The organism is Citrobacter sp. wls757, from assembly GCF_005280935.1.
GTDB lineage: Bacteria > Pseudomonadota > Gammaproteobacteria > Enterobacterales > Enterobacteriaceae > Citrobacter > Citrobacter portucalensis.
In genome coordinates, this window is the sequence record NZ_SZWU01000015.1 from 493,660 (window position 1) to 514,986 (window position 21,327).

General features: G+C 50.3%; 19 protein-coding genes. 8 read left to right on the forward strand and 11 right to left on the reverse strand.

Translation table 11 applies throughout. The features are described 5' to 3' along the window. The first annotated feature begins 22 nt into the window (after positions 1 to 22). The 3 genes from sucC (at position 23) to FDW94_RS04125 (ending at position 3,263) form a co-directional block, all read left to right on the forward strand. Positions 23 to 1,189, forward strand: coding sequence for an ADP-forming succinate--CoA ligase subunit beta (gene sucC / locus FDW94_RS04115; RefSeq protein ID WP_003022927.1), 1,167 nt, complete (start codon positions 23 to 25; stop codon positions 1,187 to 1,189). Then, the gene (gene sucD / locus FDW94_RS04120) at positions 1,189 to 2,058 is read left to right on the forward strand and encodes a succinate--CoA ligase subunit alpha (RefSeq protein ID WP_003022929.1); all 870 of its coding nucleotides are present in this window, start codon (positions 1,189 to 1,191) and stop codon (positions 2,056 to 2,058) included. The genes sucC and sucD overlap by 1 nt, the downstream gene beginning before the upstream one ends. A 311-nt stretch (positions 2,059 to 2,369) precedes the next feature. Next, positions 2,370 to 3,263: a PocR ligand-binding domain-containing protein gene (locus FDW94_RS04125; RefSeq protein ID WP_137377169.1), complete on the forward strand. Its 894-nt coding sequence runs from the start codon at positions 2,370 to 2,372 to the stop codon at positions 3,261 to 3,263. Here FDW94_RS04125 and cobA read toward each other — a convergent pair. After that, positions 3,242 to 4,030, reverse strand: a complete 789-nt coding sequence (gene cobA, locus FDW94_RS04130) for a uroporphyrinogen-III C-methyltransferase (protein ID WP_003831416.1) — start codon at positions 4,028 to 4,030, stop codon at positions 3,242 to 3,244. The two genes, FDW94_RS04125 and cobA, sit on opposite strands and share 22 nt — an antisense overlap. A 405-nt stretch (positions 4,031 to 4,435) precedes the next feature. On the opposite strand from cobA, the gene FDW94_RS04135 reads away from it, so the two are divergent. Continuing rightward, positions 4,436 to 5,338: a LysR substrate-binding domain-containing protein gene (locus FDW94_RS04135; RefSeq protein WP_003022936.1), complete on the forward strand. Its 903-nt coding sequence runs from the start codon at positions 4,436 to 4,438 to the stop codon at positions 5,336 to 5,338. Between the two features lie 82 nt (positions 5,339 to 5,420). Here the strand turns inward: FDW94_RS04135 and cobO are convergent, their stop codons facing one another. The 10 genes from cobO to glmS all read right to left on the reverse strand — a co-directional run bounded on the left by cobO (position 5,421) and on the right by glmS (position 16,629). Continuing rightward, complete coding sequence (cobO, locus tag FDW94_RS04140) at positions 5,421 to 6,023, reverse strand: cob(I)yrinic acid a,c-diamide adenosyltransferase (RefSeq protein WP_003022939.1); 603 nt, start codon at positions 6,021 to 6,023, stop codon at positions 5,421 to 5,423. Positions 6,024 to 6,032: 9 nt separating this feature from the next. Next, positions 6,033 to 7,685 carry a class I fumarate hydratase gene (locus FDW94_RS04145; protein ID WP_111465910.1) on the reverse strand — a complete coding sequence of 551 codons (1,653 nt, stop codon included), beginning with the start codon at positions 7,683 to 7,685 and terminating at the stop codon, positions 6,033 to 6,035. 109 nt (positions 7,686 to 7,794) lie between these two features. Further along, positions 7,795 to 8,796 (reverse strand): glutaminase A, encoded by a 1,002-nt coding sequence (glsA, locus tag FDW94_RS04150; protein ID WP_032942734.1) that lies wholly within the window; start codon positions 8,794 to 8,796, stop codon positions 7,795 to 7,797. Between the two features lie 125 nt (positions 8,797 to 8,921). Next, the gene (locus FDW94_RS04155) at positions 8,922 to 10,229 is read right to left on the reverse strand and encodes a dicarboxylate/amino acid:cation symporter (protein WP_137377170.1); all 1,308 of its coding nucleotides are present in this window, start codon (positions 10,227 to 10,229) and stop codon (positions 8,922 to 8,924) included. 169 nt (positions 10,230 to 10,398) lie between these two features. Further along, on the reverse strand, positions 10,399 to 10,716 hold the full coding sequence (locus FDW94_RS04160) for a DUF4387 domain-containing protein (protein ID WP_003831425.1): 318 nt from the start codon (positions 10,714 to 10,716) through the stop codon (positions 10,399 to 10,401). Next, a complete protein-coding gene (locus FDW94_RS04165; RefSeq protein WP_003022951.1) occupies positions 10,713 to 12,083 on the reverse strand; it encodes an acyclic terpene utilization AtuA family protein in 1,371 nt (456 codons plus the stop codon). Before FDW94_RS04165 ends, FDW94_RS04160 begins: the two co-directional genes overlap by 4 nt. Positions 12,084 to 12,086: 3 nt before the next feature. Then, on the reverse strand, positions 12,087 to 13,328 hold the full coding sequence (locus tag FDW94_RS04170; RefSeq protein ID WP_008784155.1) for a methylaspartate ammonia-lyase: 1,242 nt from the start codon (positions 13,326 to 13,328) through the stop codon (positions 12,087 to 12,089). Next, entirely contained in the window at positions 13,328 to 14,773 is a 1,446-nt protein-coding gene (locus FDW94_RS04175; RefSeq protein WP_003831428.1) for a methylaspartate mutase subunit E, read from the reverse strand. The genes FDW94_RS04170 and FDW94_RS04175 overlap by 1 nt, the downstream gene beginning before the upstream one ends. A gap of 18 nt (positions 14,774 to 14,791) precedes the next feature. Then, positions 14,792 to 16,180: a methylaspartate mutase accessory protein GlmL gene (gene glmL, locus FDW94_RS04180; protein WP_032942739.1), complete on the reverse strand. Its 1,389-nt coding sequence runs from the start codon at positions 16,178 to 16,180 to the stop codon at positions 14,792 to 14,794. Continuing rightward, positions 16,180 to 16,629, reverse strand: coding sequence for a methylaspartate mutase subunit S (glmS, locus tag FDW94_RS04185; RefSeq protein WP_003022963.1), 450 nt, complete (start codon positions 16,627 to 16,629; stop codon positions 16,180 to 16,182). The genes glmL and glmS overlap by 1 nt, the downstream gene beginning before the upstream one ends. 1,217 nt (positions 16,630 to 17,846) lie before the next feature. Here glmS and cydA point away from each other — a divergent pair. Genes cydA through ybgE form a run of 4 tightly spaced genes read left to right on the forward strand, consistent with a single transcriptional unit; the run spans position 17,847 to position 20,991 of the window. Then, positions 17,847 to 19,415, forward strand: a complete 1,569-nt coding sequence (cydA, locus tag FDW94_RS04190; RefSeq protein WP_008784156.1) for a cytochrome ubiquinol oxidase subunit I — start codon at positions 17,847 to 17,849, stop codon at positions 19,413 to 19,415. Between the two features lie 15 nt (positions 19,416 to 19,430). Continuing rightward, a complete protein-coding gene (gene cydB, locus FDW94_RS04195) occupies positions 19,431 to 20,570 on the forward strand; it encodes a cytochrome d ubiquinol oxidase subunit II (protein WP_003831431.1) in 1,140 nt (379 codons plus the stop codon). Positions 20,571 to 20,584: 14 nt separating this feature from the next. Continuing rightward, positions 20,585 to 20,698 (forward strand): cytochrome bd-I oxidase subunit CydX, encoded by a 114-nt coding sequence (cydX, locus tag FDW94_RS04200; protein ID WP_003022970.1) that lies wholly within the window; start codon positions 20,585 to 20,587, stop codon positions 20,696 to 20,698. After that, complete coding sequence (gene ybgE / locus FDW94_RS04205) at positions 20,698 to 20,991, forward strand: cyd operon protein YbgE (RefSeq protein ID WP_137377171.1); 294 nt, start codon at positions 20,698 to 20,700, stop codon at positions 20,989 to 20,991. The genes cydX and ybgE overlap by 1 nt, the downstream gene beginning before the upstream one ends. The last annotated feature ends 336 nt before the right edge of the window (positions 20,992 to 21,327 follow it).

Here is a 21,327-nt window from a genome sequence, read left to right on the forward strand (position 1 = left end):
ACCTGAAGGATGGACAGAACACATGAACTTACATGAATATCAGGCAAAACAACTTTTTGCCCGCTATGGCTTACCGGCACCGGTGGGTTATGCCTGTACTACTCCGCGTGAAGCCGAAGAAGCTGCATCTAAAATCGGCGCTGGCCCGTGGGTAGTGAAATGTCAGGTTCACGCTGGTGGCCGTGGTAAAGCGGGCGGTGTGAAGGTGGTAAACAGCAAAGAAGACATTCGCGCTTTTGCTGAACACTGGCTGGGTAAACGTCTGGTCACTTACCAGACAGATGCTCATGGCCAACCGGTAAATCAGATTCTGGTTGAAGCCGCGACCGACATTGGTAAAGAACTTTACCTCGGCGCAGTTGTTGACCGTAGCTCCCGTCGCGTGGTCTTCATGGCCTCTACCGAAGGCGGCGTGGAAATCGAAAAAGTAGCGGAAGAAACCCCGCACCTGATCCACAAAGTGGCGCTCGATCCGCTGGCAGGCCCGATGCCTTACCAGGGTCGTGAGCTGGCGTTCAAACTGGGTCTGGAAGGTAAACAGGTTCAGCAGTTCACCAAGATCTTCATGGGTCTGGCGACTATCTTCCTGGAGCGCGATCTGGCGCTGATCGAAATCAACCCGCTGGTTGTGACCAAACAGGGTGATCTGATCTGCCTCGACGGCAAACTGGGCGCTGACGGCAACGCACTGTTCCGCCAGGCTGACCTGCGCGAAATGCGCGACCAGTCTCAGGAAGATCCGCGTGAAGCGCAGGCTGCACAGTGGGAACTGAACTACGTCGCACTGGACGGTAACATCGGTTGTATGGTTAACGGTGCGGGCCTGGCAATGGGCACCATGGACATCGTTAAGCTGCACGGCGGCGAACCGGCTAACTTCCTCGACGTTGGCGGCGGTGCGACCAAAGAGCGTGTAACCGAAGCGTTCAAAATTATCCTCTCTGATGACAATGTTAAAGCCGTACTGGTTAACATCTTCGGCGGTATCGTACGTTGCGACCTGATCGCTGACGGTATCATCGGCGCGGTAGCAGAAGTAGGTGTAAACGTTCCGGTCGTGGTACGTCTGGAAGGTAACAACGCTGAACTCGGCGCGAAAAAACTGGCTGATAGCGGCCTGAATATTATTGCAGCGAAAAGTCTGACGGATGCAGCTCAGCAGGTTGTTGCCGCAGTGGAGGGGAAATAATGTCAGTTTTAATTAATAAAGATACCAAGGTTATCTGCCAGGGCTTCACCGGTAGCCAGGGGACATTCCACTCCGAACAAGCGATCGCTTACGGTACGCAAATGGTCGGTGGCGTTACGCCGGGCAAAGGCGGCACCACGCATCTGGGTCTGCCAGTGTTCAACACCGTACGTGAAGCGGTAGAAGCGACCGGCGCAACCGCCACCGTTATCTATGTTCCGGCACCGTTCTGCAAAGATTCAATTCTGGAAGCAATCGATGCAGGCATCAAGCTTATCATCACCATCACCGAAGGTATCCCAACGCTGGATATGCTGACCGTGAAAGTGAAGCTGGATGAAGCTGGCGTACGCATGATCGGCCCGAACTGCCCAGGCGTTATCACTCCGGGTGAATGTAAAATCGGTATCATGCCGGGCCACATCCACAAGCCGGGTAAAGTGGGTATCGTTTCCCGTTCAGGTACCCTGACCTATGAAGCGGTTAAGCAGACCACCGACTATGGTTTCGGCCAGTCTACCTGTGTGGGCATCGGTGGCGACCCGATCCCTGGCTCTAACTTCATCGACATCCTGAAGCTGTTCCAGGAAGATCCGCAGACTGAAGCGATCGTCATGATCGGTGAGATCGGCGGTAGCGCGGAAGAAGAAGCGGCTGCTTACATCAAAGATCATGTAACCAAGCCAGTTGTAGGTTACATCGCGGGCGTGACTGCGCCGAAAGGTAAGCGTATGGGTCACGCGGGTGCGATCATCGCGGGTGGGAAAGGTACAGCGGATGAGAAATTCGCTGCGCTGGAAGCCGCAGGCGTGAAAACTGTCCGTAGCCTGGCCGATATCGGCGAAGCGCTGAAAACCGTTATTAAGTAAGAAATAAAAAAACAGCCCTGACTCTCTGCATAGTCAAGGGCTGGTCCCATTTCGACATGGTTGGCCATCTGATGATGGCCTTTTTTATGCCTGCAATTCATCTTTTGTCTGTGTGTTATTTTTATAACCTGCTTAAAGCTATACGATTTTTCTTCTGTAGGTAATAACCATCATGGCATCCAATATTTATCTTGCCAATTGATCATAATCATCTGCATAAATGAGATTATTTTTTGCGGTGAGCATCATTCTTTCTCTTGATTAAATTCTGCATATTACCGGCTTTAATTTCATTAATGCCGGAGGATACCGTGTCGTTGAAAATCCAGGATGATTATCTACAACGTTTTTTCTCGATAGCAAAAGTATTCTCCAGTGCGACTGGATTAGCCACGGTTGTGGTTGATGTAAACGGAAAAACTCTCTCGGATTGCCATAACTTTAATTCGTTCTGCACATTAATGCGGGCGGATGAACGCTATTGTACGAGTTGCCAAAAGTGTGACAAATATTGTGCTTTTGAAGGTTTAAAACACCTTAAACCCAGAATACTCAGCTGCCACGCAGGGCTAAGTCTGTTTTCTATGCCATTAATTCGCGATGGGCATCTGTACGGTTTTATGCTCTGTGGGCAGGTGCGGGCAAAATATCAGGAATATAAAACTATCGTTATTGATAATGAATGTTCATGGATGGATGAACCAAAAATAAAAGCTGAATGGAGTCAGGTGGCGGTAGTCGATAATAATACGCTGGTGGCATCAGCTAATTTATTAAATTTTATTGTTGATAATTTTGAGACAGAACAGCAACAACCTGATGAGTTTGTTATCCCGTCGACCAGTTACATGCGTCATTATTTTACAGAGCCTTCCCGACACGAGAAAAAGCTTCTGGCAGCGTTGCGTTATATTGATGAGAATTTATATAGTGAATTATCCCTGGAATCCGTAGCAGCTCACGTTTGCTTAAGCGCAAACTATTTCAGCCGTTTTTTTAAGAAACGGCAGGGCGTTAACTTTAAAACCTGGGTGAATCAGAAAAAAATGCAAAAAGCGGGGGAGTTATTGCACGATCCCGTTCATTCAATAGACAGCATTGCCCGGAAACTCCAATACGCACAAACCAGTTACTTTTGCCGTGTTTTCCGGGCGGCGCATCAAACGTCGCCCCAGTCTTTTCGTCATGCCAGACTGTCACAGTAAAGGTTTTCCGGCAGCGTGATGGCTTCAGGGATAAAAGAGAGCCGATCGCTCAGGGTTACCACATCACCAATCACTATCAGCGCAGGGGGGAGGATGTTAGCTTCCTGCGCCTTGCTCAGTAGTGAACCGAGCGTACAGGTCAGTCGGCGTTGGTTATCGCGGGTGGCGGACATAATTAGCGCTGCAGGCGTATCTGCTGATTTTCCACCCATCAATAATTCCTCACAGATAAACGCCAGATTGGCGATACCCATGACGATAACCAGCGTACCATTCAGTTTCGCCAGTTGACGCCAGTCCTGCTGTTGGTTGCCCTCCCGCGTATGGCCGGTTACCACGTGAAATCCCGAGGCGAAATCGCGGTGTGTTACCGGAATCCCGGCATAGGTCAGGCCACCAATGGTTGAGCTAATACCCGGCACCACTTCAAACGGGATGCCCGTCTCGACGAGATCTTCAACTTCTTCAGCCCCACGTCCAAAAACATACGGATCGCCGCCTTTCAGACGCACAATATTATTGTGCGTTTGGGCATACTGGACAAGCAGTGCATTGATTTCATCCTGCGGTACACAATGGAAACCCGGGTTTTTGCCGACATTGATAAGCAGACAATCAGGTAATGCCCATTCCAAAATTTTAGGATTGACCAGCCGATCGTAAATAATGACATCAGCCTGTTTAATGCACATCATTGCTTTGAGGGTAAGTAATGAAATATCACCGGGACCTGCCCCAACGAGCCAGACCTTTCCGAAAGTTTTCACATTGTGTCCTTTATCACATCGATCAAAAAAAGGCAGAAACCACATCAAGGAATGATAAAAAGCAGTCGTTTGCCCGTAAGTTATAACGTGAAATTATCCAAAATTATCGCACTGATAATATTGATTAATCTCGCAAAGTTTTTTCTGCAATAAACAAGATAACTTGAAAAATTATTAAGAACTTATTGGCACCATTTGCTTAGGTTTAACCTTATTTAAATTGTGTTTATTGCTGCTCTTGAGTATTATTGGTTAATATTTATCCGCCATCAGTGTGAGTAAATCATGGATTGGATCAATGACATTAATGGATGAAATAAAATATAACTCTCGGTGCTTATCTGGGTAGCTTGAATTATTTTTTATAAATTAAACTATTTTTGTACGCTGCATATGGAAGAGGTTATGAGAGGAAAAATACCCAAGACGGAGTTGCTGGTAACTTTTGAAGTTGTTGCGCGTCACGAAAGTTATACCCGGGCAGCTGAAGAGCTGGCTTTGACACAAAGTGCTGTTTTCCGCCAGGTAAATGCACTGGAGGATTTTCTCAATACCGCGCTATTTAATCATGCCAAAAAACGCATTTTCTTAAATGCGGCCGGCAAACACTATTTAAGTATCGTTAAAGAAACGTTAAATAAACTTGAACGAGATACGACGACGATAATGACCTGGCAGCCGACGGTACAGGTTATTGAGCTGGCGGTGAATCCGACGTTCAGCACGCACTGGCTGATCCCAAACCTGCGTGAGTTTAACAAACTTAATCCTGATATTATCGTGAACATTCATTCCCTGGCGAATATTGGTGATTTTCTCAATCGAGAGTATGACGCGGCAATCATGCGCGAAGACTTTTATTCTCCATGGTCAGGGGTTGAGTACCTGTTTGAAGAGGAAATTCTGCCGGTTTGCAGCCGCTGTTTGCTGGCCGAACCGGAACGAAAACTGGCGGTGAACGAATTACTAAACGAATTTCCGCTCTTGCACCAAAGCACGCGCATCAAAGGGTGGCAGGAGTGGTTTGCGCTGTCAGATGTCAGCAGTCCGCTGGTGAATAAAGGTCCGAGATTTGATTTGTTATCGATGCTGATCGCGGCGGTCCGTTCTAATCTGGGCGTTGCGCTGCTCCCACGTTTTGCCATTCAGCACGATCTGGACAGCGGTGATATGGTCATTCCTTGCGATGTTCCAATGCGTACCGGGAATCGATTTATTATGACGTGGCGTGAAGAGAAATCGGAATCCGAGCATTTACAGATTTTCCGTAACTGGTTGCTCAGTAAGTCCGTGGTATCGGCTGCCTGAAGGTGGCTTGCGCCTTATCAGGCCTACAACGATGGGTAGGCCGGATAAGACGCGTTTGCATCGTTATCCGGCCAAAAAACGGCTACCAGTCGATCCCAATCTGTGCCTGAATACCGCGGTCAAACGCGTGTTTGACCGGGCGAATTTCACTGACCGTATCGGCCAGTTCCAGTAACAGCGTATGGCATCCGCGTCCTGTGACGATAACGCTCTGACCGGCAGGACGATTTTCGATGGCGCTGATAACCTCTTGCGTATCCAGATAGTGGTAAGCAAGCATGTAGGTGAGTTCATCCAGCACCACTAGATCGTAATGCGCATCAGCCAGCATGCGCTTACTTTCCTGCCAGACAACCGTTGCCGCCTCGATATCTGCTTGCCGATTTTGGGTTTCCCAGGTAAATCCGGTACCCATAATATGGAACTCGACGCCGAGAGGTTGCAGCGTGTTGTACTCGCCATTATCCCACTGGCCCTTAATAAACTGCGCGATGCCAACGGTTTTTCCGTGACCCACTGCGCGCGTTGCTGTGCCAAAGGCTGCGGTGGATTTTCCTTTTCCGTTGCCGGTGAAGACAATCAGGATCCCTTTCTTCTCCGTTGCCGCCGCTACGCGGGTATCAACCTGCTCTTTCAGCTTCTGCTGACGCTGACGGTGTCTGTCGTTATTGGCGCGCGCTTCCATGGAAACTCCTTAATGCCCTGCCGGACAAGTTGCGCAGCGATGCTGCTGCTCGAACTGGCTAAAGAAGTTATTGCCTTTGTCATCCACTAATACGAAGGCCGGCATATTTTTAACTTCCATCATCCATACGGCTTCCATTCCCAGTTCGGGATATTCAAGGCACTGCAGGCTTTTCACGTACTGCTGCGCCAGCAGGGCTGCTGCACCGCCAATGCTGCCGAGGCTAAATCCACCGTGTTTGTGACAGGCATCAGTGACCTGCTGGCTGCGGTTACCCTTGGTGAGCATAATGAGGCTGCCGCCTTGTGCCTGGAAAGCATCGACATACCCATCCATGCGCCCGCCGGTGGTGGGCCCCATCGAGCCACAAGCCTGATTTTCTGGGGTTTTGGCGGGACCCGCGTAGTAAACGATATGTTTTTTCATGTATTCCGGCATCGGTTCGCCGTTATCCAGTCGTGCTTTGATGTTCGCGTGGGCGATATCGCGAGCGACAACAATCGGGCCGCTTAACGACAGGCGTGTACCAATGGGCAGAGCGGAAAGGTCATGCAGGATGTCACGCAGCGGACGGTTCAGATCCAGTTGTACGGTCTGGGCACCGTTTTCTACTCGCTGTGAATCAGGAATGAATTTGCCCGGATTATGCTCGAGTTTCTCCAGCCAGATACCGTGTTTATTAATTTTGGCCTTAATGTTACGGTCGGCAGAGCAGGAGAGGGCCATCGCGATTGGGCAGGAGCCGCCGTGGCGCGGTAAGCGAATTACGCGGATATCGTGGGCAAAGTATTTGCCGCCAAACTGCGCCCCGATGCCAAACTCGCGGCTGGCATTGAGCAACTCGGCTTCCAGCGCCGTATCACGGAACGCCTGGCCCAGCTCGTTCCCGCTGGTGGGTAGATTATCGTAATATTTGGTTGAAGCCAGTTTGGCGACTTTCAGCGCCTGGTCGGCGGATAAGCCCCCAACCACAAAAGCGATGTGATACGGCGGACAAGCGGCTGTACCCAGTGATTTCATTTTTTCGATCAGGAACGCAGTGAGTTTTTCCGGCTGTAGAATGGATTTGGTTTCCTGGTACAGCGCCGCTTTGTTAGCTGAGCCGCCACCTTTATTGACGAACAGGAAACGGTATTCGTTACCTGGGGTGGCGCTAATATCGATTTGTGCGGGCAGGTTGGTCTGGGTATTGACCTCGGTATACATATCCAGCGGGGCATTTTGCGAGTAACGCAGGTTGTTTTCGGTAAAGGTGGAATACACGCCTTTGCTTAATGCTTCTGCGTCATCGCCGCCGGTCCAGACATGTTGTCCTTTGCTGGCCACAATGGTTGCCGTCCCGGTATCCTGGCAGTTGGGCAGTACGCCTTTAGCTGAAACCTCTGCATTGCGCAGCAGCTGCAATGCGACGTACTTATCGTTACTGCTGGCCTGTGGGTCGTGCAAAATGCTGGCAATCTGTTTTAAATGTCCGGCGCGCAGGAAAAATGAAGCCTCATAAAACGCCTGCTGTGCTAACAAGGTTAACGCTTCCGGTGCAACCTTGATCACTTCCTCTCCGTCTAACTCCGTTACCGTAACGTGCTGGTTACTAAGTAATTCATACTCGGTACTATCTTTACTCTGAACAAAGAGTTCCTGCCAGACAAATGGTTTAGACATGTTTACTTCTCACCTCTTCGTGTTGTTTACCGAATGGCGCTTCGCTTATCCGGCCTACGATTAACGCATTGGTGTAGGTCGGATAAGCGAAGCGCCATCCGGCGTAAAGTTATTTGGCTAAAAAGACATTGGCTTTTGTCGCTTCGGCGACATATTCGATAGTTTTCTGGGCACGAACGCTGTTTCCGGCTTCATCAAGCGGCGGAGAATAGACCGCAATCGCATATTCGCCTGGGACAACGGCAACCATGCCGCCGCCGACGCCGCTTTTCGCCGGGATGCCAACGGTGTACAGCCATTTACCGCTACCGTCGTAAAGCCCGGCAATTGCCATTTCTGCCAGCACCTGCGGAACATATTTCTCATTCAGCAACTGTTTACCGTTGAACGGAGATTTGCCTTTGTTCGCGAGTACAGCACCCATTTTGGCCAGTTGCTCAACGGTGATATCCACCGAGCACTGGCGGGTATAAATTTCAACGGCTTCGTCAGTGTTGCCATAGAAGCTGTTATAGGATTCCATCAGTTTGGCCAGCGCCTGATTGTGCTGGTTGGTTTCCATTTCAGATTTGAAAACCGGTTCGTTCACGGTGAGAGTGGCATCGGCCCAGACGTTCAGGTTGTCGAGGATTTTGTTCCAACGATCGGTTTTGTCTTTGGCTTCGATCAGGCTAACGGTGCTCATGGCCCCGGCGTTTACCAGAGGGTTTTCAGGCGCGCCTTTGGTCAGTTCAACGGCTAAACCTGAGTTGAATGGCATACCGGTGGCATTGGCGCCAAGTTTATCCAGCACTACCTGAGGACCGTGCTGCTCCATGGCGAGCGCCATGGTGAACACTTTACTCAGGGATTCCATAGGGAAAGGTTTGTTAACATCGCCAACCTGGTAGATCTTGCCGTCCACCGTCGCAATGGTGATGGCAAAATTTTTCGGGCTATAGGTCGCCAGAGCAGGGATGTAGTCGGCGACTTTTCCATCGTTGTTACTTTTGTACTTCTGATGAGCCTGTTCTATCAGCTTGGCGTAGTCGGGCGTGGTTTGCGCGAATGTGGTTGCGCTAAACAAGACGCTGAAAGAAAAGAGACTCACGCCGAGAATTGTTTTATTCATTATGCATTCCTGTTGGTGTGCTCATCTTGGTGCCGGATGGCGGCGTACCGCCTTATCCGGCCTACGGATGGTTAAACGTTATGTAGGCCGGATAAGCGCGAGCGCCATCCGGCAATGGCGTTGTGTCAGGACATGGCAACTTCTGACGGTTCGGTAACCGGACGTTCCTGCTCCGGGGACTTCACTGGTGCAGAGCCACGGCAACCCTGGCCGTAGTGTTCGCCTTCCCAACGACCCACAATGGCAGCGCCCATGGCGTTACTCATAACGTTCGTGGCGGAACGACCCATATCGAGGAACGGATCGACACCCATCAGCAGAATCAGACCTGCTTCTGGAATGTTGAACTGGTTCAGGGTTGCAGCGATAACCACCATTGATGCGCGCGGTACGCCTGCCATTCCTTTTGAGGTCAGCATCAGGATTAACAGCATGGTGATTTGCTCGCCCATGCTCAGTTCGATGTTGCACGCCTGGGCAATAAAGACGGTGGCAAATGAGCAATAAGCCATGGAACCGACCAGGTTAAAGGAATAACCGATAGGCAGAACGAAGCTGGCAATTTTTGACGAAACACCGAATTTTTCCAGCTTGTCCAGCGTACCCGGGAAGGCGGCTTCAGAGCTTGAAGTGGTAAAGGCCAGCAGAGCGGGTTCGAGGATTGATTTCGTTAAACGCGCGATGCAAGGCCCGACGATCATCGTAGACAGGCCAATCAGGATCGCCCACAGCATACCCAGCGTCAGGTAGAACTCACCCATGAAGATCCCGGCGCTAACCATCACACCCAGACCACGTTCGGCAATCAGGCCTGAAATAGCGGCAAAAACGGTCAGTGGTGCAAACAACATGACGTAACCCGTCAGCTTCAGCATGACGTGCACCAGTGAATCCAGCACTTTCACGATAGGATCGGCTTTTTCACCAATCGCAGCGAGGCTGCAACCAAGGAAGATTGAGAACACGACGATCTGCAGAATTTCGTTACGCGCCATCGCATCGACAATACTGGTCGGTACCGCGTGTGAGATGAATACTTTCAGCGTGAATGGCTCTGACTTAACGGCGGCAACGGCTCCGACGTCATGTGGCACAAAGTTGATACCTGCGCCTGGCTGGAAGATATTAACGATAACCAGACCCAGTGCAATTGACACCAGAGAGGCGCAAATAAACAGGAAGAAGGTTTTCGAAAATATACGTCCCAGCGTTTTGGCATCGCCCATTTTGGCAATACCTACAACCAGAGTTGAAATAACCAATGGAGCGATAATCATTTTCACCATACGTAAGAATATGGTGGTGAAAATGGAAATATCTGCTGCATAAGATTTTGCTGTTTCAGCCGCGGCCATATTATTTATGGCCACCCCGGCAATCATGCCGAGTATCAGGCCTAATATGATCATCTTCGTTAAACTAATTTTCTTCATGTGTACTCCATCGGATAAAGGCTGGTAATTGGAATTGTGTAGGGTGGCGTGCGCCTGAACCTGGACAGCAGCTCAGACGCACGCCTGTTGTGACCAACCGCATGAATAATTCGAAGCACTGTGATACAGCTGAATTCTGTGCTCCAATGGTTGTTATTGTGTTTTTTTGTTACAAGTCGAACTCAATACTTAATAATGGAGCGTGTTGCTGCGCACCATAAACATCATTGTCACCGACATTGCCGGAAATAATATCCCGTGGCATGACGATTTTTACGGCATTCGCTGGATCGAACCAGACGATATTGTGAATAAATTCAGGCTCAACATTATATAAACCGGCAATAAGCTGTGGCGTTAATTGCTCGCAGGCTTTTACCCGCTGATAGTCTTCCCTTGTTTTAAATAAAATATCTAAAACCAGTTCGTACGGTCCGGCGTTTTTGGAACGAATTACTTGCGCCAGTGAACAAATTGAGTGTTTCATGCCTGAACTCCTTCTGGCGTCACCTGTTCAATGTGGAAATCAAAACGCAGCGCATCGCTCGCTTCAATCAGGTGATAGATCGAGAACTCATACACCGGTCCACTCTGAATATCAGATGGCGAGAACGGGAAGGCGAGGTTGCCCGCAGTCGCAATGCGATTTTCATAGCCGTAGTGCAGCAGGGTAGAGCGCACCAGCGAGCAAACACTGTTAGCGATATCCTGTGTTGGCGCAACGACATCCAGTAAAATTCCCAGTTCATGGCCCGCAGTTTTCATCGGCTCATGGTTGCCCATCACACCGTTCTTACCGTACAGGTGGAACGTCATGCGGATACTGTCGTCATTCAGTGAGAGGTTACGTGCAACGCTTGCCTGTACCTCTTCAAGAATCGTGTCAATCCCGGCAATCATAATCGGGTCACGTGTTCCGGCGATGGTCAGGCAACGGAAGCCAACCTGGCGTGCACCTTCCAGTTTCAACGCATACGGTGTTTCTTCATGGCGTGAACCGCTGACATACACTTCACCCTCGTTAACCTGGGTGAAAGTGCATGCCTTCAGGTTCAGCACACCGCCTGGCCCTGGCAGGAAGTACGGATCTGACTTCTCGTACAGAGTGTGCGCTGCTGCGGAAGTCTCGGTGAACTTACGCTTGGGATTGAACGCCTTCAGCGTAAAGCCGTTATCGTCAATGATTCCCATCGCACAATCTGAGCCGGAACCAGGGGTGGCGGCAATGGCTGCACACTCAAGGATCTTACCGCAATGAAGCGCCAGACCTTCATCAAAGCCCTGCATAATCGGCAGCGCGGCGAAGCAGGCCGGATCGTAGGCACGTCCGCCCAGGACCACCTGCGCACCGGCTTTCAGCGCACGCTGGAAAGGCTCGACGCCCATCTGCGCGACAATGTAGGTGCTCTCTTCAATGGCCTCGTGAGTCAGTTCAGGCACAAAATCGAGCGCGGTGATTTTGCCGTTATCCAGCGCCTGATGAACGATTTCTTTATCGACATCAGACGGAATCAGCGCCATTGAGAAAGACAGTTTTTCTTCCTGCGCGATCTCATGGATTATCTGGCGACACCACTCCAGATGCGGAGCTGCACCAGAACCACCGGCTGTGCCGATCACGACAGGGATGTTGTTCTTAACGCCTGCCACAATCATATAGCGCAGATCGCGTTTCACACCGGCCCTGTCAGTAAAGGGTTTACCTGCCCCCAGGTAGTGGGGGCCAGGATCGGAGGAACCTGCGTCAACAGCAATAAGATCCGGTGACTCTTCCATGGCTTTACGAAAACTTTCTTCCGGGAAGCCATAACCCAGGATAGCCGTAGGCGATAAGATCTTAAATGTGCGTGCCATCTCTTAATCCTTAGTTTGCAACAGCGCGATGGTGCGGTTCATTTCGTTAAACACGATGTTGAGACCTTCATCGAAACCCATACCCGGTTTGATCAGCATGCGCATTGGACGCGCGGCCAGCGCGACGTGTACGCAGGTACGAGCACTGATTTCCGTTTCGTTACAGGTACCGCCCTGATAGGCTTCCATTCCGTGTTTGTTGCAATACAGCACTGCATCAACGATGTTGTGAATACCGCCCAGGTCCGGGGTTTTAATCTGCACCATGTGGCAGCTGCCCGCGTCGGTGAAGTCCACGATGTCCTGATAGGTGTTACACCATTCATCCGCAACGATTTTCACGCCAGAACCCAGACGAGTCAGCTCCTGAGTGATCTCGGTTAACATGCGGATCTGATCCGGCTTGTTACCGGCATCAACCGGACCTTCAATGTACAGCGGCAGGCCTTGCGCTTCGGCTTCCAGGCTGGCGATGTATTCGGCGCAACGCACTGGATCCATATCGAAGATCAGACCGATGGTGCCGTAGACATCAATGTGCAGCGTCGGGTGATAGCTTTCGTTGGTGCGCAGGCTCAGGATGCGGTTAGACAACCAGCGGACGTACTCACGCAGTTTTTCACCTTTAAAGCCCAGCTTCTCTTCAACGTTATTGATCAGCGCATGCGGCAGGACATCCACACCTTTGAGGATCATCTTGTCGACGGCGATATAACGGTCGTCGCCGCTCTGACCAAATAACGGAATGGCTTCCGGGACGCATGGCAGTTGCCATTCATCACAAACCACTTCGGCTTTCAGACGACCGGTAGCCAGTGCCGCCGCGTCGAGCAGCGCCTGAGACAGACCATAACGTACGGCGGTATGCAGCAGATGGCCGTCAATACGCAGTTCGTCAAAGAAACGGGCGTTGGTCAGGAACGAATCAACGTCACGACCTTCCAGCAACGGCTTGATGTGGTCGTTGAGGAACGGAATGAAGTTTTCAGCCAGGAACAGCGGGTCACGACCGCCTGCACCTGAATATTGCACCGCTGCGCAATCGCCCACAGCCACCGCGCCGTTTTCCAGAATCAACTGTACGGAAACACATTCACCCGCCTGACGAACAGACGTAAATCCAGGCGTTACCGGATCGCCGGTATAGATAAACCCGTCATGACCGGCGCCGTTTTTGATGGCCTGCTGATCGTCAAAATAAAATGAGGAGTAGCCAGCTGTGAAAAGGGCCTGTTTAATTTTCATTATGGTCTTCCTATTAATTTACTGTGGGATACGGCGTTGATGTCATCAATGACCATCTGGAAAGAAGGCTTGCGACCTTCGAAATGTGCGCGCTCTGCAACGTAGTCGTGGTGCAGGGCGAGAATATCTTTCGGCAGCGGCACGGCACCGGCTTCAAGAATACGGATTGCGCCTGTGTTATCGCGAACAGGCAGGATCTTACCGGCGTTACAGGCGGCAGGAGCGAAAGGCACATCCAGCACGCCAGCTTCAAAGGCCAGCACCGTACCGCGCGCAATGTCGCCATTGCCCAGTTCGAAGACTTTCTTCAATACCGCGCGGACTTCGCTCTTAATCAGGTCAACTTCCTGCTCCACGGCAGCGCACTGCGGGAATTTCTGATCGCTGACCATGTTGAGCATCTGGCGTGACGCTTTCAGACCCTGGGCGTTAGCTGCCGCGGTTGGGATACCGAATGCTTCGTGCGGACTTTTGGTAATGACTTTTGTGGCACCAGACATACCGGCAACCGCTGCGCCCCAGGCGATAACGGAGAAGGCTTTTGCTTCATCTTCCGGGAATCCGCCCATCCACTGGTGGAAAACGGTGCTCAGCTCGTAATCGTCGAAGCCATGGTTATGGAAGTATTCGTGGGACAGTTCACGCAGTGCCTGAATAGCAGCGATATCCTGTGTCAGGCTACCGACCTGGCCGTAACCGACGGTAATAGACTTCACGCCCTGCTCCAGCGCCAGCAGACCTTCGATAATCGCGACTGAGTGGGACATGAACGGCGGGATCAGCGTGCCGGTCAGCGGACCAAACGGCTCACGGTTGATGCGAATGCCGTTCTCTTCGTACAGACCCATCAGACGGTCGCAGTACTGCCAGTCACGGATAGATTTTTCCAGGGTGACGCGTTTGGCGTAAGGGATGTTGTAGGAGATACCGCCGCCTTCGTAGCTGGTAAAGCCACTGGCCATGGCGATTTCTGCCAGCAGACGCGCATCTGGTGTACCGTGGCGAACCTGGATCGGTTTATCCAGCGATTCAGTCATACGACGGCAGGCAGCAACCCCGTGATTGACGACCGGTAAACCATTCAGCTTGGAAGTACCTGCTTCGATGGATTTTTGGATCCCGACAGCGGCTTCTTCATAGCGGTTCAGACGGGTATAGGCATCGATAGTACTTGGCAGGAGGTCGCACTCTTCCTGCAATGTTTTGAGCAGCGCAATATGCTCATCCATTAATGCCACACCTGCGCGCGGCTGGCTCAGAGTTTTACCTTCCTGATCGGCCTTCAGCAGGGCGAGGGAGAAACGCTTTTTCTCTGGAATTGATTGCTGGTACTTCACGCCATCTTCGAAGTTCTCAACGTCTTTGCCGGTTTCCCAGGTTTGTAACACCTGATGCCTTTCGGTCATGAATTCGTCGTGGGTCAATTTTTTATTTCGAAGTTCCATTCGTAGCTGCCTTAAGTTTTATAGGGTTAAACACTGAATGCTGGTGCGAGCAGCGGCTTGCGGGTACAGCCTGGCGACGTTTGCCAGTAGAGGGAGCAGGCCATTTGAATCGCGGTAATACTCAAACTGATTCGGTAACAGAATTCTTTTACCCTGGTCGTCCAGCTCCCTGTATTTGAGCCAGTTATGGATATCGAACTGGCTGGCGCGAGAGAGCCATCCCCCTGAACCGACGATTTTGCGTACGGTGGTGAGATCGCGACCCATCTGTAAATCCACATTACCCACGCAGGTGCAAACCTGCTTTTTAGTGCCCGCGTGGCGCTCAGCGGCATAGCCCACGCATAAACCTGCCAGCAGGGTGTCGAAATATTTCTCTTCCTCGCTGAGTGGCAGGTAATCCGGTTGCCCAACCAGGTGGCGTAGATAGCGGTAAAACGCTTCCTCGCGCTGTGGCTGCTGGGCGAAGATGACTTTCACCATATCCTGCGTGCTTTCTCCCACCACAACGGCGGAAACGCGCATTCCAAGGTCGCCTTCAACGGTACGTTTGACGAACGGTTCAGGAACACCATGCAGGACGGTATCGGGGGAGAGGGTATTCGCGCTGGCCGAATAGACATCCGTGGTGGCTCCGCCCATATCAATCAGCATGAATTCCTTCCATGCGCTGTCGTAATCGCTAATGGCTTTGACTAACTCATATACCGTCCATGGCGTCGGCATAGGCTCTTCGCCTGTTTCGCCGACGATAACGTCCAGACCTTTGCCTTTGACGATGCGTGACAAGAACACATCGCAAATCGCCTGGCGCGCGGCAAACGGATTCGGGTGATCGAGGTCTGGCAGAATGTTGTCTACCGTGGTCAGATCCTTATGTCCCAGAATCGTTTGTATTTCGTCCTGAATGTCCCGGTTTCCGGCGTAGATAATGGCGCAATCAAGCTTTGAGCCTGCCAGCGCGTGCGCATTCGCCAGGCCGTAACTTTCTTCGCCACCGTCTGTCCCGCCGGTAAACAACAGAATGTCTGGCGGTGATGATTCCAGCTCCTGGATGTCATGACGGTTCAGCTTGTACGAATAATATTGCGCGATTTTCGCTCCTGCCGAATGGGCGGTAACTTTTGCCGACTCCAGCGTAATGGAAGGCACCAGCCCCATTGCTGCAACGGCGAGCCCACCTTTCGCTGAGGAGGAGTATTTCAACTGCACTTCACCACTTTTCAGTAACGGGCGAGCATCGGCAACATTCAGCACCTGATTCAGGCTGGCAAAAAAACCGTCTGCCAGATGATGTGTGGTGGTTGGGGTCAGGACATGGTTTACCAGGGTTAATTCCTCGCCTTCGTGTGCGAAGAGGGCTGCCTTGGTCCATGTCGAGCCGATATCGACAGAAACTGTTTGCATCAGATGGCCTCTTCCAGGCAACGCTGTTCGAGGCCATTGTGTTGGTGAATATCATTAGTGATAAGCGCGCAAACATCTTCCAGATCGTGGCTGGGGGCGAAAACCCGGTTAAAGCCCATCTCTTTAAACTTCACTTCCACGTCGGCGAAGTCATGTTTACCGACGACCAGGTTGCCGCCGACGTACAGCAGAATGTCGCCAAGGCCGCGTTCGATGCAGCGCTCACGTAATCCGAGGCAGTCAATGTCGCCATGACCGTAGATAGAGGACACCACGATGGCATCGGCGCCTGTTTCAATCGCAGCATCAATATATTCATCCTGGCTCACCATCACCCCGAGGTTGATTACGTGAAAATCATGAGCAGTAAAAACGCGATCCAGAACTTTATTACCTACTGCATGGCAGTCAGCACCGATGACGCCAATAACAAGTGTAGATTTCTTCATGGGTAATCCTCTGTAGGGCTGATGGTCAATAAGTGAAATTATTTTCTAATATTTAGAACATGGATTGTGACAACCTCTTAATAGGGTTGGAGTTTCTGTGGAAGCGAAAAAGGAAGCAATTGATCTATTTTCAAAATATCCTGAGAAAAATGATTGTTATATTTGTCATCTATAAAATCCTTTCATAATCAATGTGATAGATTATCTTTTCTTAGCTGGTTTTAATTTATTAGAGAATTGGGTAATAAATGACTTGCCATGTTTGTGATCGAAATCTTATTTTGTTATGCGCGCCGTTTATGACGTGTTTTAAATAATTTAAAAAATCCCAATTACTAATTAACTTGTGAACGACATAACGGTTTTTTATTTTTTAATCTTATATGTCACAATTCATTTTTGTTAAATTTAGGATAAAAATGATAAGGAAATGTTTGTGGCATATTTAATCTTTGCCACATAAGAGAAGAGGGGGTGTTAATGATAACTTTCAGTGATGACTTAAGCGAAACGTCAGCGTTCTCTCGCAGAACGACAAACGCAATGCATCGGTCATTGTGGAACGTTTTCGCTTCCAGTTGAGATAGTTACATCTCGGTGTTAATTATAAGTAAAATTTAAATGAATAATTTGTATGAAATAACAAATCCATGACTTGCTAAACAAAAAACTGTGAGCTACCCAGCATTAGTGATTTTTTATCTTCTATCAATTAAGTCATCCGGGCTGGTTAAAAGATCGTGTACATTTAAATAAATATCCTATCATTTGTAGTAACGGCAATTACTCATTGAAAAACATGTTGTTAACATCGCGTTTACTAGTAGCGTGAGTGCTAAACACTATTAACATTAAATTTGAAAATTGATTTAAATCAATGTTTAAAACTTGGAAAACAGCATCAAAAGAGGGTAAATTGCTTCAGATCAAATTGGTCTGAAAGTGGTAAATTAGCTATAAATTGATCACTATCGAAAAATGCAAATTTGTCTCGATAAAAACCTGTTTATTGTAAGGATTTTACGGCGTAATATAATTGCGGGATCAATTTGAGTGTTTTATTAACATGTTTGTAACCTTTCATCATTGTCCTTTCTTCAAATGAGAGGAAAGGGTAGCGGCGGAAGGAAGCAGATAAATTTGTATTGGGGCATGCGTGTGACCCTTTCTAACGGGGTTCACTCTCGGAGTCTTCATGCGATGAGCAAGGAGTCATGATGTTAGATATAGTCGAACTGTCGCGCTTACAGTTTGCCTTGACCGCGATGTACCACTTCCTGTTTGTGCCACTGACGCTCGGTATGGCGTTCTTGTTGGCCATCATGGAAACGGTCTACGTCCTTTCCGGCAAACAGATTTATAAAGATATGACCAAGTTCTGGGGCAAGTTGTTTGGTATCAACTTCGCTCTGGGTGTGGCTACCGGTCTGACCATGGAGTTCCAGTTCGGGACTAACTGGTCTTACTACTCCCACTATGTAGGGGATATTTTCGGTGCGCCGCTGGCGATCGAAGGTTTGATGGCCTTCTTCCTCGAATCCACCTTTGTAGGTCTGTTCTTCTTCGGCTGGGACCGTTTGGGTAAAGTCCAGCATATGTGTGTCACCTGGCTGGTGGCTCTGGGTTCTAACCTGTCCGCGTTGTGGATTCTGGTTGCGAACGGCTGGATGCAGAACCCAATCGCAGCGGATTTCAACTTCGAAACCATGCGTATGGAGATGCTGAGCTTCTCTGAACTGGTGCTCAACCCGGTAGCACAGGTGAAATTTGTTCACACTGTGGCATCTGGTTATGTATGTGGCGCGATGTTCGTTCTGGGTATCAGCTCCTACTATATGCTGCGCGGTCGTGACTTCGCGTTTGCTAAACGTTCTTTTGCTATCGCTGCCAGCTTTGGTATGGCTGCTATTCTGTCTGTTATCGTTCTGGGTGATGAATCTGGTTACGAAATGGGCGACGTGCAGAAAACCAAACTCGCTGCGATTGAAGCAGAATGGGAAACTCAGCCTGCACCGGCTTCTTTCACGCTGTTCGGTATTCCGGACCAGGATGCGCAGGAAAACCATTTTGCGATTCAGATTCCTTATGCGCTGGGCATCATTGCCACCCGCTCTGTTGATACACCGGTCATTGGTCTGAAAGACCTGATGGTGCAACACGAAGAGCGTATCCGTAACGGGATGAAAGCGTATCAGCTGCTGGAAGAACTGCGTGCTGGTACTACCGACCAGGCCGTTCGCGACCAGTTCAACAGCATGAAGAAAGACCTGGGTTATGGTCTGCTGTTGAAACGCTATACGGACAAAGTTACCGACGCGACCGAAGCGCAAATTCAGCAGGCAACGAAAGATTCTATTCCTCGCGTTGCGCCGCTGTACTTCGCTTTCCGTATCATGGTGGCATGCGGCATTCTGATGCTGGCAATTATCGCGGTGTCCTTCTGGACTGTGCTTCGTAACCGTATCGGTGAGAAAAAATGGCTGCTGCGCACCGCGCTGTATGCGATTCCTCTGCCGTGGATTGCTATTGAATCCGGTTGGTTTGTTGCAGAGTACGGTCGTCAACCGTGGGCGATTGGTGAAGTGTTACCAACAGCCGTAGCGAACTCTTCGCTGACTGCTGGCGACCTCATCTTCTCGATGCTGTTGATTTGCGGCCTGTATACCCTGTTCCTGGTGGCTGAACTGTATCTGATGTTCAAGTTCGCACGCCTTGGGCCGAGTAGCCTGAAAACCGGTCGTTATCACTACGAGCAGTCCACTGTGACTTCTCAGCCGGCACGCTAAGACAGGAGTCGTCAAATGATCGATTATGAAGTATTGCGTTTTATCTGGTGGCTGCTGGTTGGCATTCTGCTGATTGGTTTTGCAGTCACTGATGGATTCGACATGGGGGTGGGCATGCTCACCCGTTTCCTCGGTCGTAATGATACCGAGCGTCGAATTATGATTAACTCCATCGCCCCGCACTGGGACGGTAACCAGGTTTGGCTCATCACCGCGGGGGGCGCACTGTTCGCTGCCTGGCCGATGGTGTATGCCGCTGCGTTCTCCGGTTTCTATGTGGCGATGATTCTGGTTCTGGCGTCCTTGTTCTTCCGTCCGGTCGGTTTTGACTACCGCTCTAAGATTGAAGATATGCGCTGGCGCAACATGTGGGACTGGGGCATCTTCATTGGTAGCTTCGTGCCACCGCTGGTGATTGGCGTGGCGTTCGGCAACCTGCTGCAAGGGGTTCCGTTCCACGTAGATGACTACATGCGTTTGTACTACACCGGTAACTTCTTCCAGTTGCTGAATCCGTTTGGTCTGCTGGCAGGTGTCGTGAGCGTTGGGATGATCATCACCCAGGGTGCGACCTATCTGCAGATGCGTACGGTAGGTGAACTGCATCTGCGTGCTCGTGCAACTTCACAGGTTGCGGCGCTGGTGACTCTGGTCTGCTTCGCGCTGGCCGGTGTGTGGGTGATTTACGGTATTGACGGTTATGTTGTGACCTCAGCACTGGATCATCATGCCGCCTCTAACCCGCTGACCAAAGAAGTGGCTCGTGTGGCTGGCGCATGGATGGTGAACTTTAACAATGCACCTATCCTGTGGCTGGTTCCTGCACTGGGCGTGGTTCTGCCGCTGTTAACCATCCTGACTTCTCGTATGGAGAAAGGGGCATGGGCGTTCGTCTTCTCCTCACTGACGTTAGCCTGCATCATCCTGACTGCCGGTATCGCAATGTTCCCGTTTGTGATGCCATCCAGCACCATGATGAACGCAAGTTTGACCATGTGGGATGCCACCTCCAGCCAGCGTACATTGAATCTGATGACCTGGGTCGCGGCGGTGTTTGTACCGATCATTCTGCTGTACACCAGCTGGTGTTACTGGAAGATGTTCGGTCGCATCACTAAAGAAGATATTGAAAGCAACACCCACTCTCTGTACTAAGTAAGGAGCTTAAAATGTGGTATTTCGCATGGATTTTGGGAACGCTTCTTGCCTGTGCATTTGGGATAATCACAGCGCTGGCGCTTGAGCACGTTGAATCAGGCAAAGCCGGGCAAGAAGATAGCTAATGACCAACATTATCGCGATGGTATACAACGCGATGGACAAGCGCCCCTTGCGGGCGCTTTCATTTGTGCTGGCAATCGTGTTGGCTGGCTGCATATTCTGGGATCCGTCTCGTTTCGCGGCCAAAACCAGTGAGCTTGAAATCTGGCATGGTTTCCTGCTGATGTGGGCGGTCTGCGCAGGCATTATTCACGGCGTTGGCTTCTGTCCTCGCGCCGTACATTGGCAGGGCATCTTCTGCCCGCTGATCGCGGATATTGTCCTCGTTGTTGGTCTGATTTTCTTCTTCTTTTGAATAAGAAACATCCTTAAATATTTATGGGCTTGCATAAGCCCATAATTTTTTACTCTCCGTTTACTTTCCCCCATTCCAAAGCACCATTCCCGCGCGTATAGTAGCGAAGTTTGAAAGCACTAACCTGAGGTTGTGCCCTGTGGTTGTGTGCGGTGGCGACGCTGTACCATCAGGACGTTATCAAGGCGGAGTGCGCTGGACATAGTAGAACTATGTCCAAGTGCGACAACACAGAGAACATCCTGATGGAACGCGTCCCGAAGGGCTGAGAATCTTTTTGCACAGTACTGCGTTACTTGCGTCTTGTTTGGAATTACCAAACTTCGCCACTCGCGC

Coding starts and splice junctions, on each gene's coding strand:
- sucC (WP_003022927.1), top strand. CDS start 23: ATGAACTTACATGAATATCAGGCAAAACAACTTTTTGCCCGCTATGGC.
- sucD (WP_003022929.1), top strand. CDS start 1,189: ATGTCAGTTTTAATTAATAAAGATACCAAGGTTATCTGCCAGGGCTTC.
- FDW94_RS04135 (WP_003022936.1), top strand. CDS start 4,436: ATGAGAGGAAAAATACCCAAGACGGAGTTGCTGGTAACTTTTGAAGTT.
- cobO (WP_003022939.1), bottom strand. CDS start 6,023: ATGGAAGCGCGCGCCAATAACGACAGACACCGTCAGCGTCAGCAGAAG.
- FDW94_RS04145 (WP_111465910.1), bottom strand. CDS start 7,685: ATGTCTAAACCATTTGTCTGGCAGGAACTCTTTGTTCAGAGTAAAGAT.
- glsA (WP_032942734.1), bottom strand. CDS start 8,796: ATGAATAAAACAATTCTCGGCGTGAGTCTCTTTTCTTTCAGCGTCTTG.
- FDW94_RS04155 (WP_137377170.1), bottom strand. CDS start 10,229: ATGAAGAAAATTAGTTTAACGAAGATGATCATATTAGGCCTGATACTC.
- FDW94_RS04160 (WP_003831425.1), bottom strand. CDS start 10,716: ATGAAACACTCAATTTGTTCACTGGCGCAAGTAATTCGTTCCAAAAAC.
- FDW94_RS04165 (WP_003022951.1), bottom strand. CDS start 12,083: ATGGCACGCACATTTAAGATCTTATCGCCTACGGCTATCCTGGGTTAT.
- FDW94_RS04170 (WP_008784155.1), bottom strand. CDS start 13,328: ATGAAAATTAAACAGGCCCTTTTCACAGCTGGCTACTCCTCATTTTAT.
- FDW94_RS04175 (WP_003831428.1), bottom strand. CDS start 14,773: ATGGAACTTCGAAATAAAAAATTGACCCACGACGAATTCATGACCGAA.
- glmL (WP_032942739.1), bottom strand. CDS start 16,180: ATGCAAACAGTTTCTGTCGATATCGGCTCGACATGGACCAAGGCAGCC.
- glmS (WP_003022963.1), bottom strand. CDS start 16,629: ATGAAGAAATCTACACTTGTTATTGGCGTCATCGGTGCTGACTGCCAT.
- cydA (WP_008784156.1), top strand. CDS start 17,847: ATGTTAGATATAGTCGAACTGTCGCGCTTACAGTTTGCCTTGACCGCG.
- cydB (WP_003831431.1), top strand. CDS start 19,431: ATGATCGATTATGAAGTATTGCGTTTTATCTGGTGGCTGCTGGTTGGC.
- cydX (WP_003022970.1), top strand. CDS start 20,585: ATGTGGTATTTCGCATGGATTTTGGGAACGCTTCTTGCCTGTGCATTT.
- ybgE (WP_137377171.1), top strand. CDS start 20,698: ATGACCAACATTATCGCGATGGTATACAACGCGATGGACAAGCGCCCC.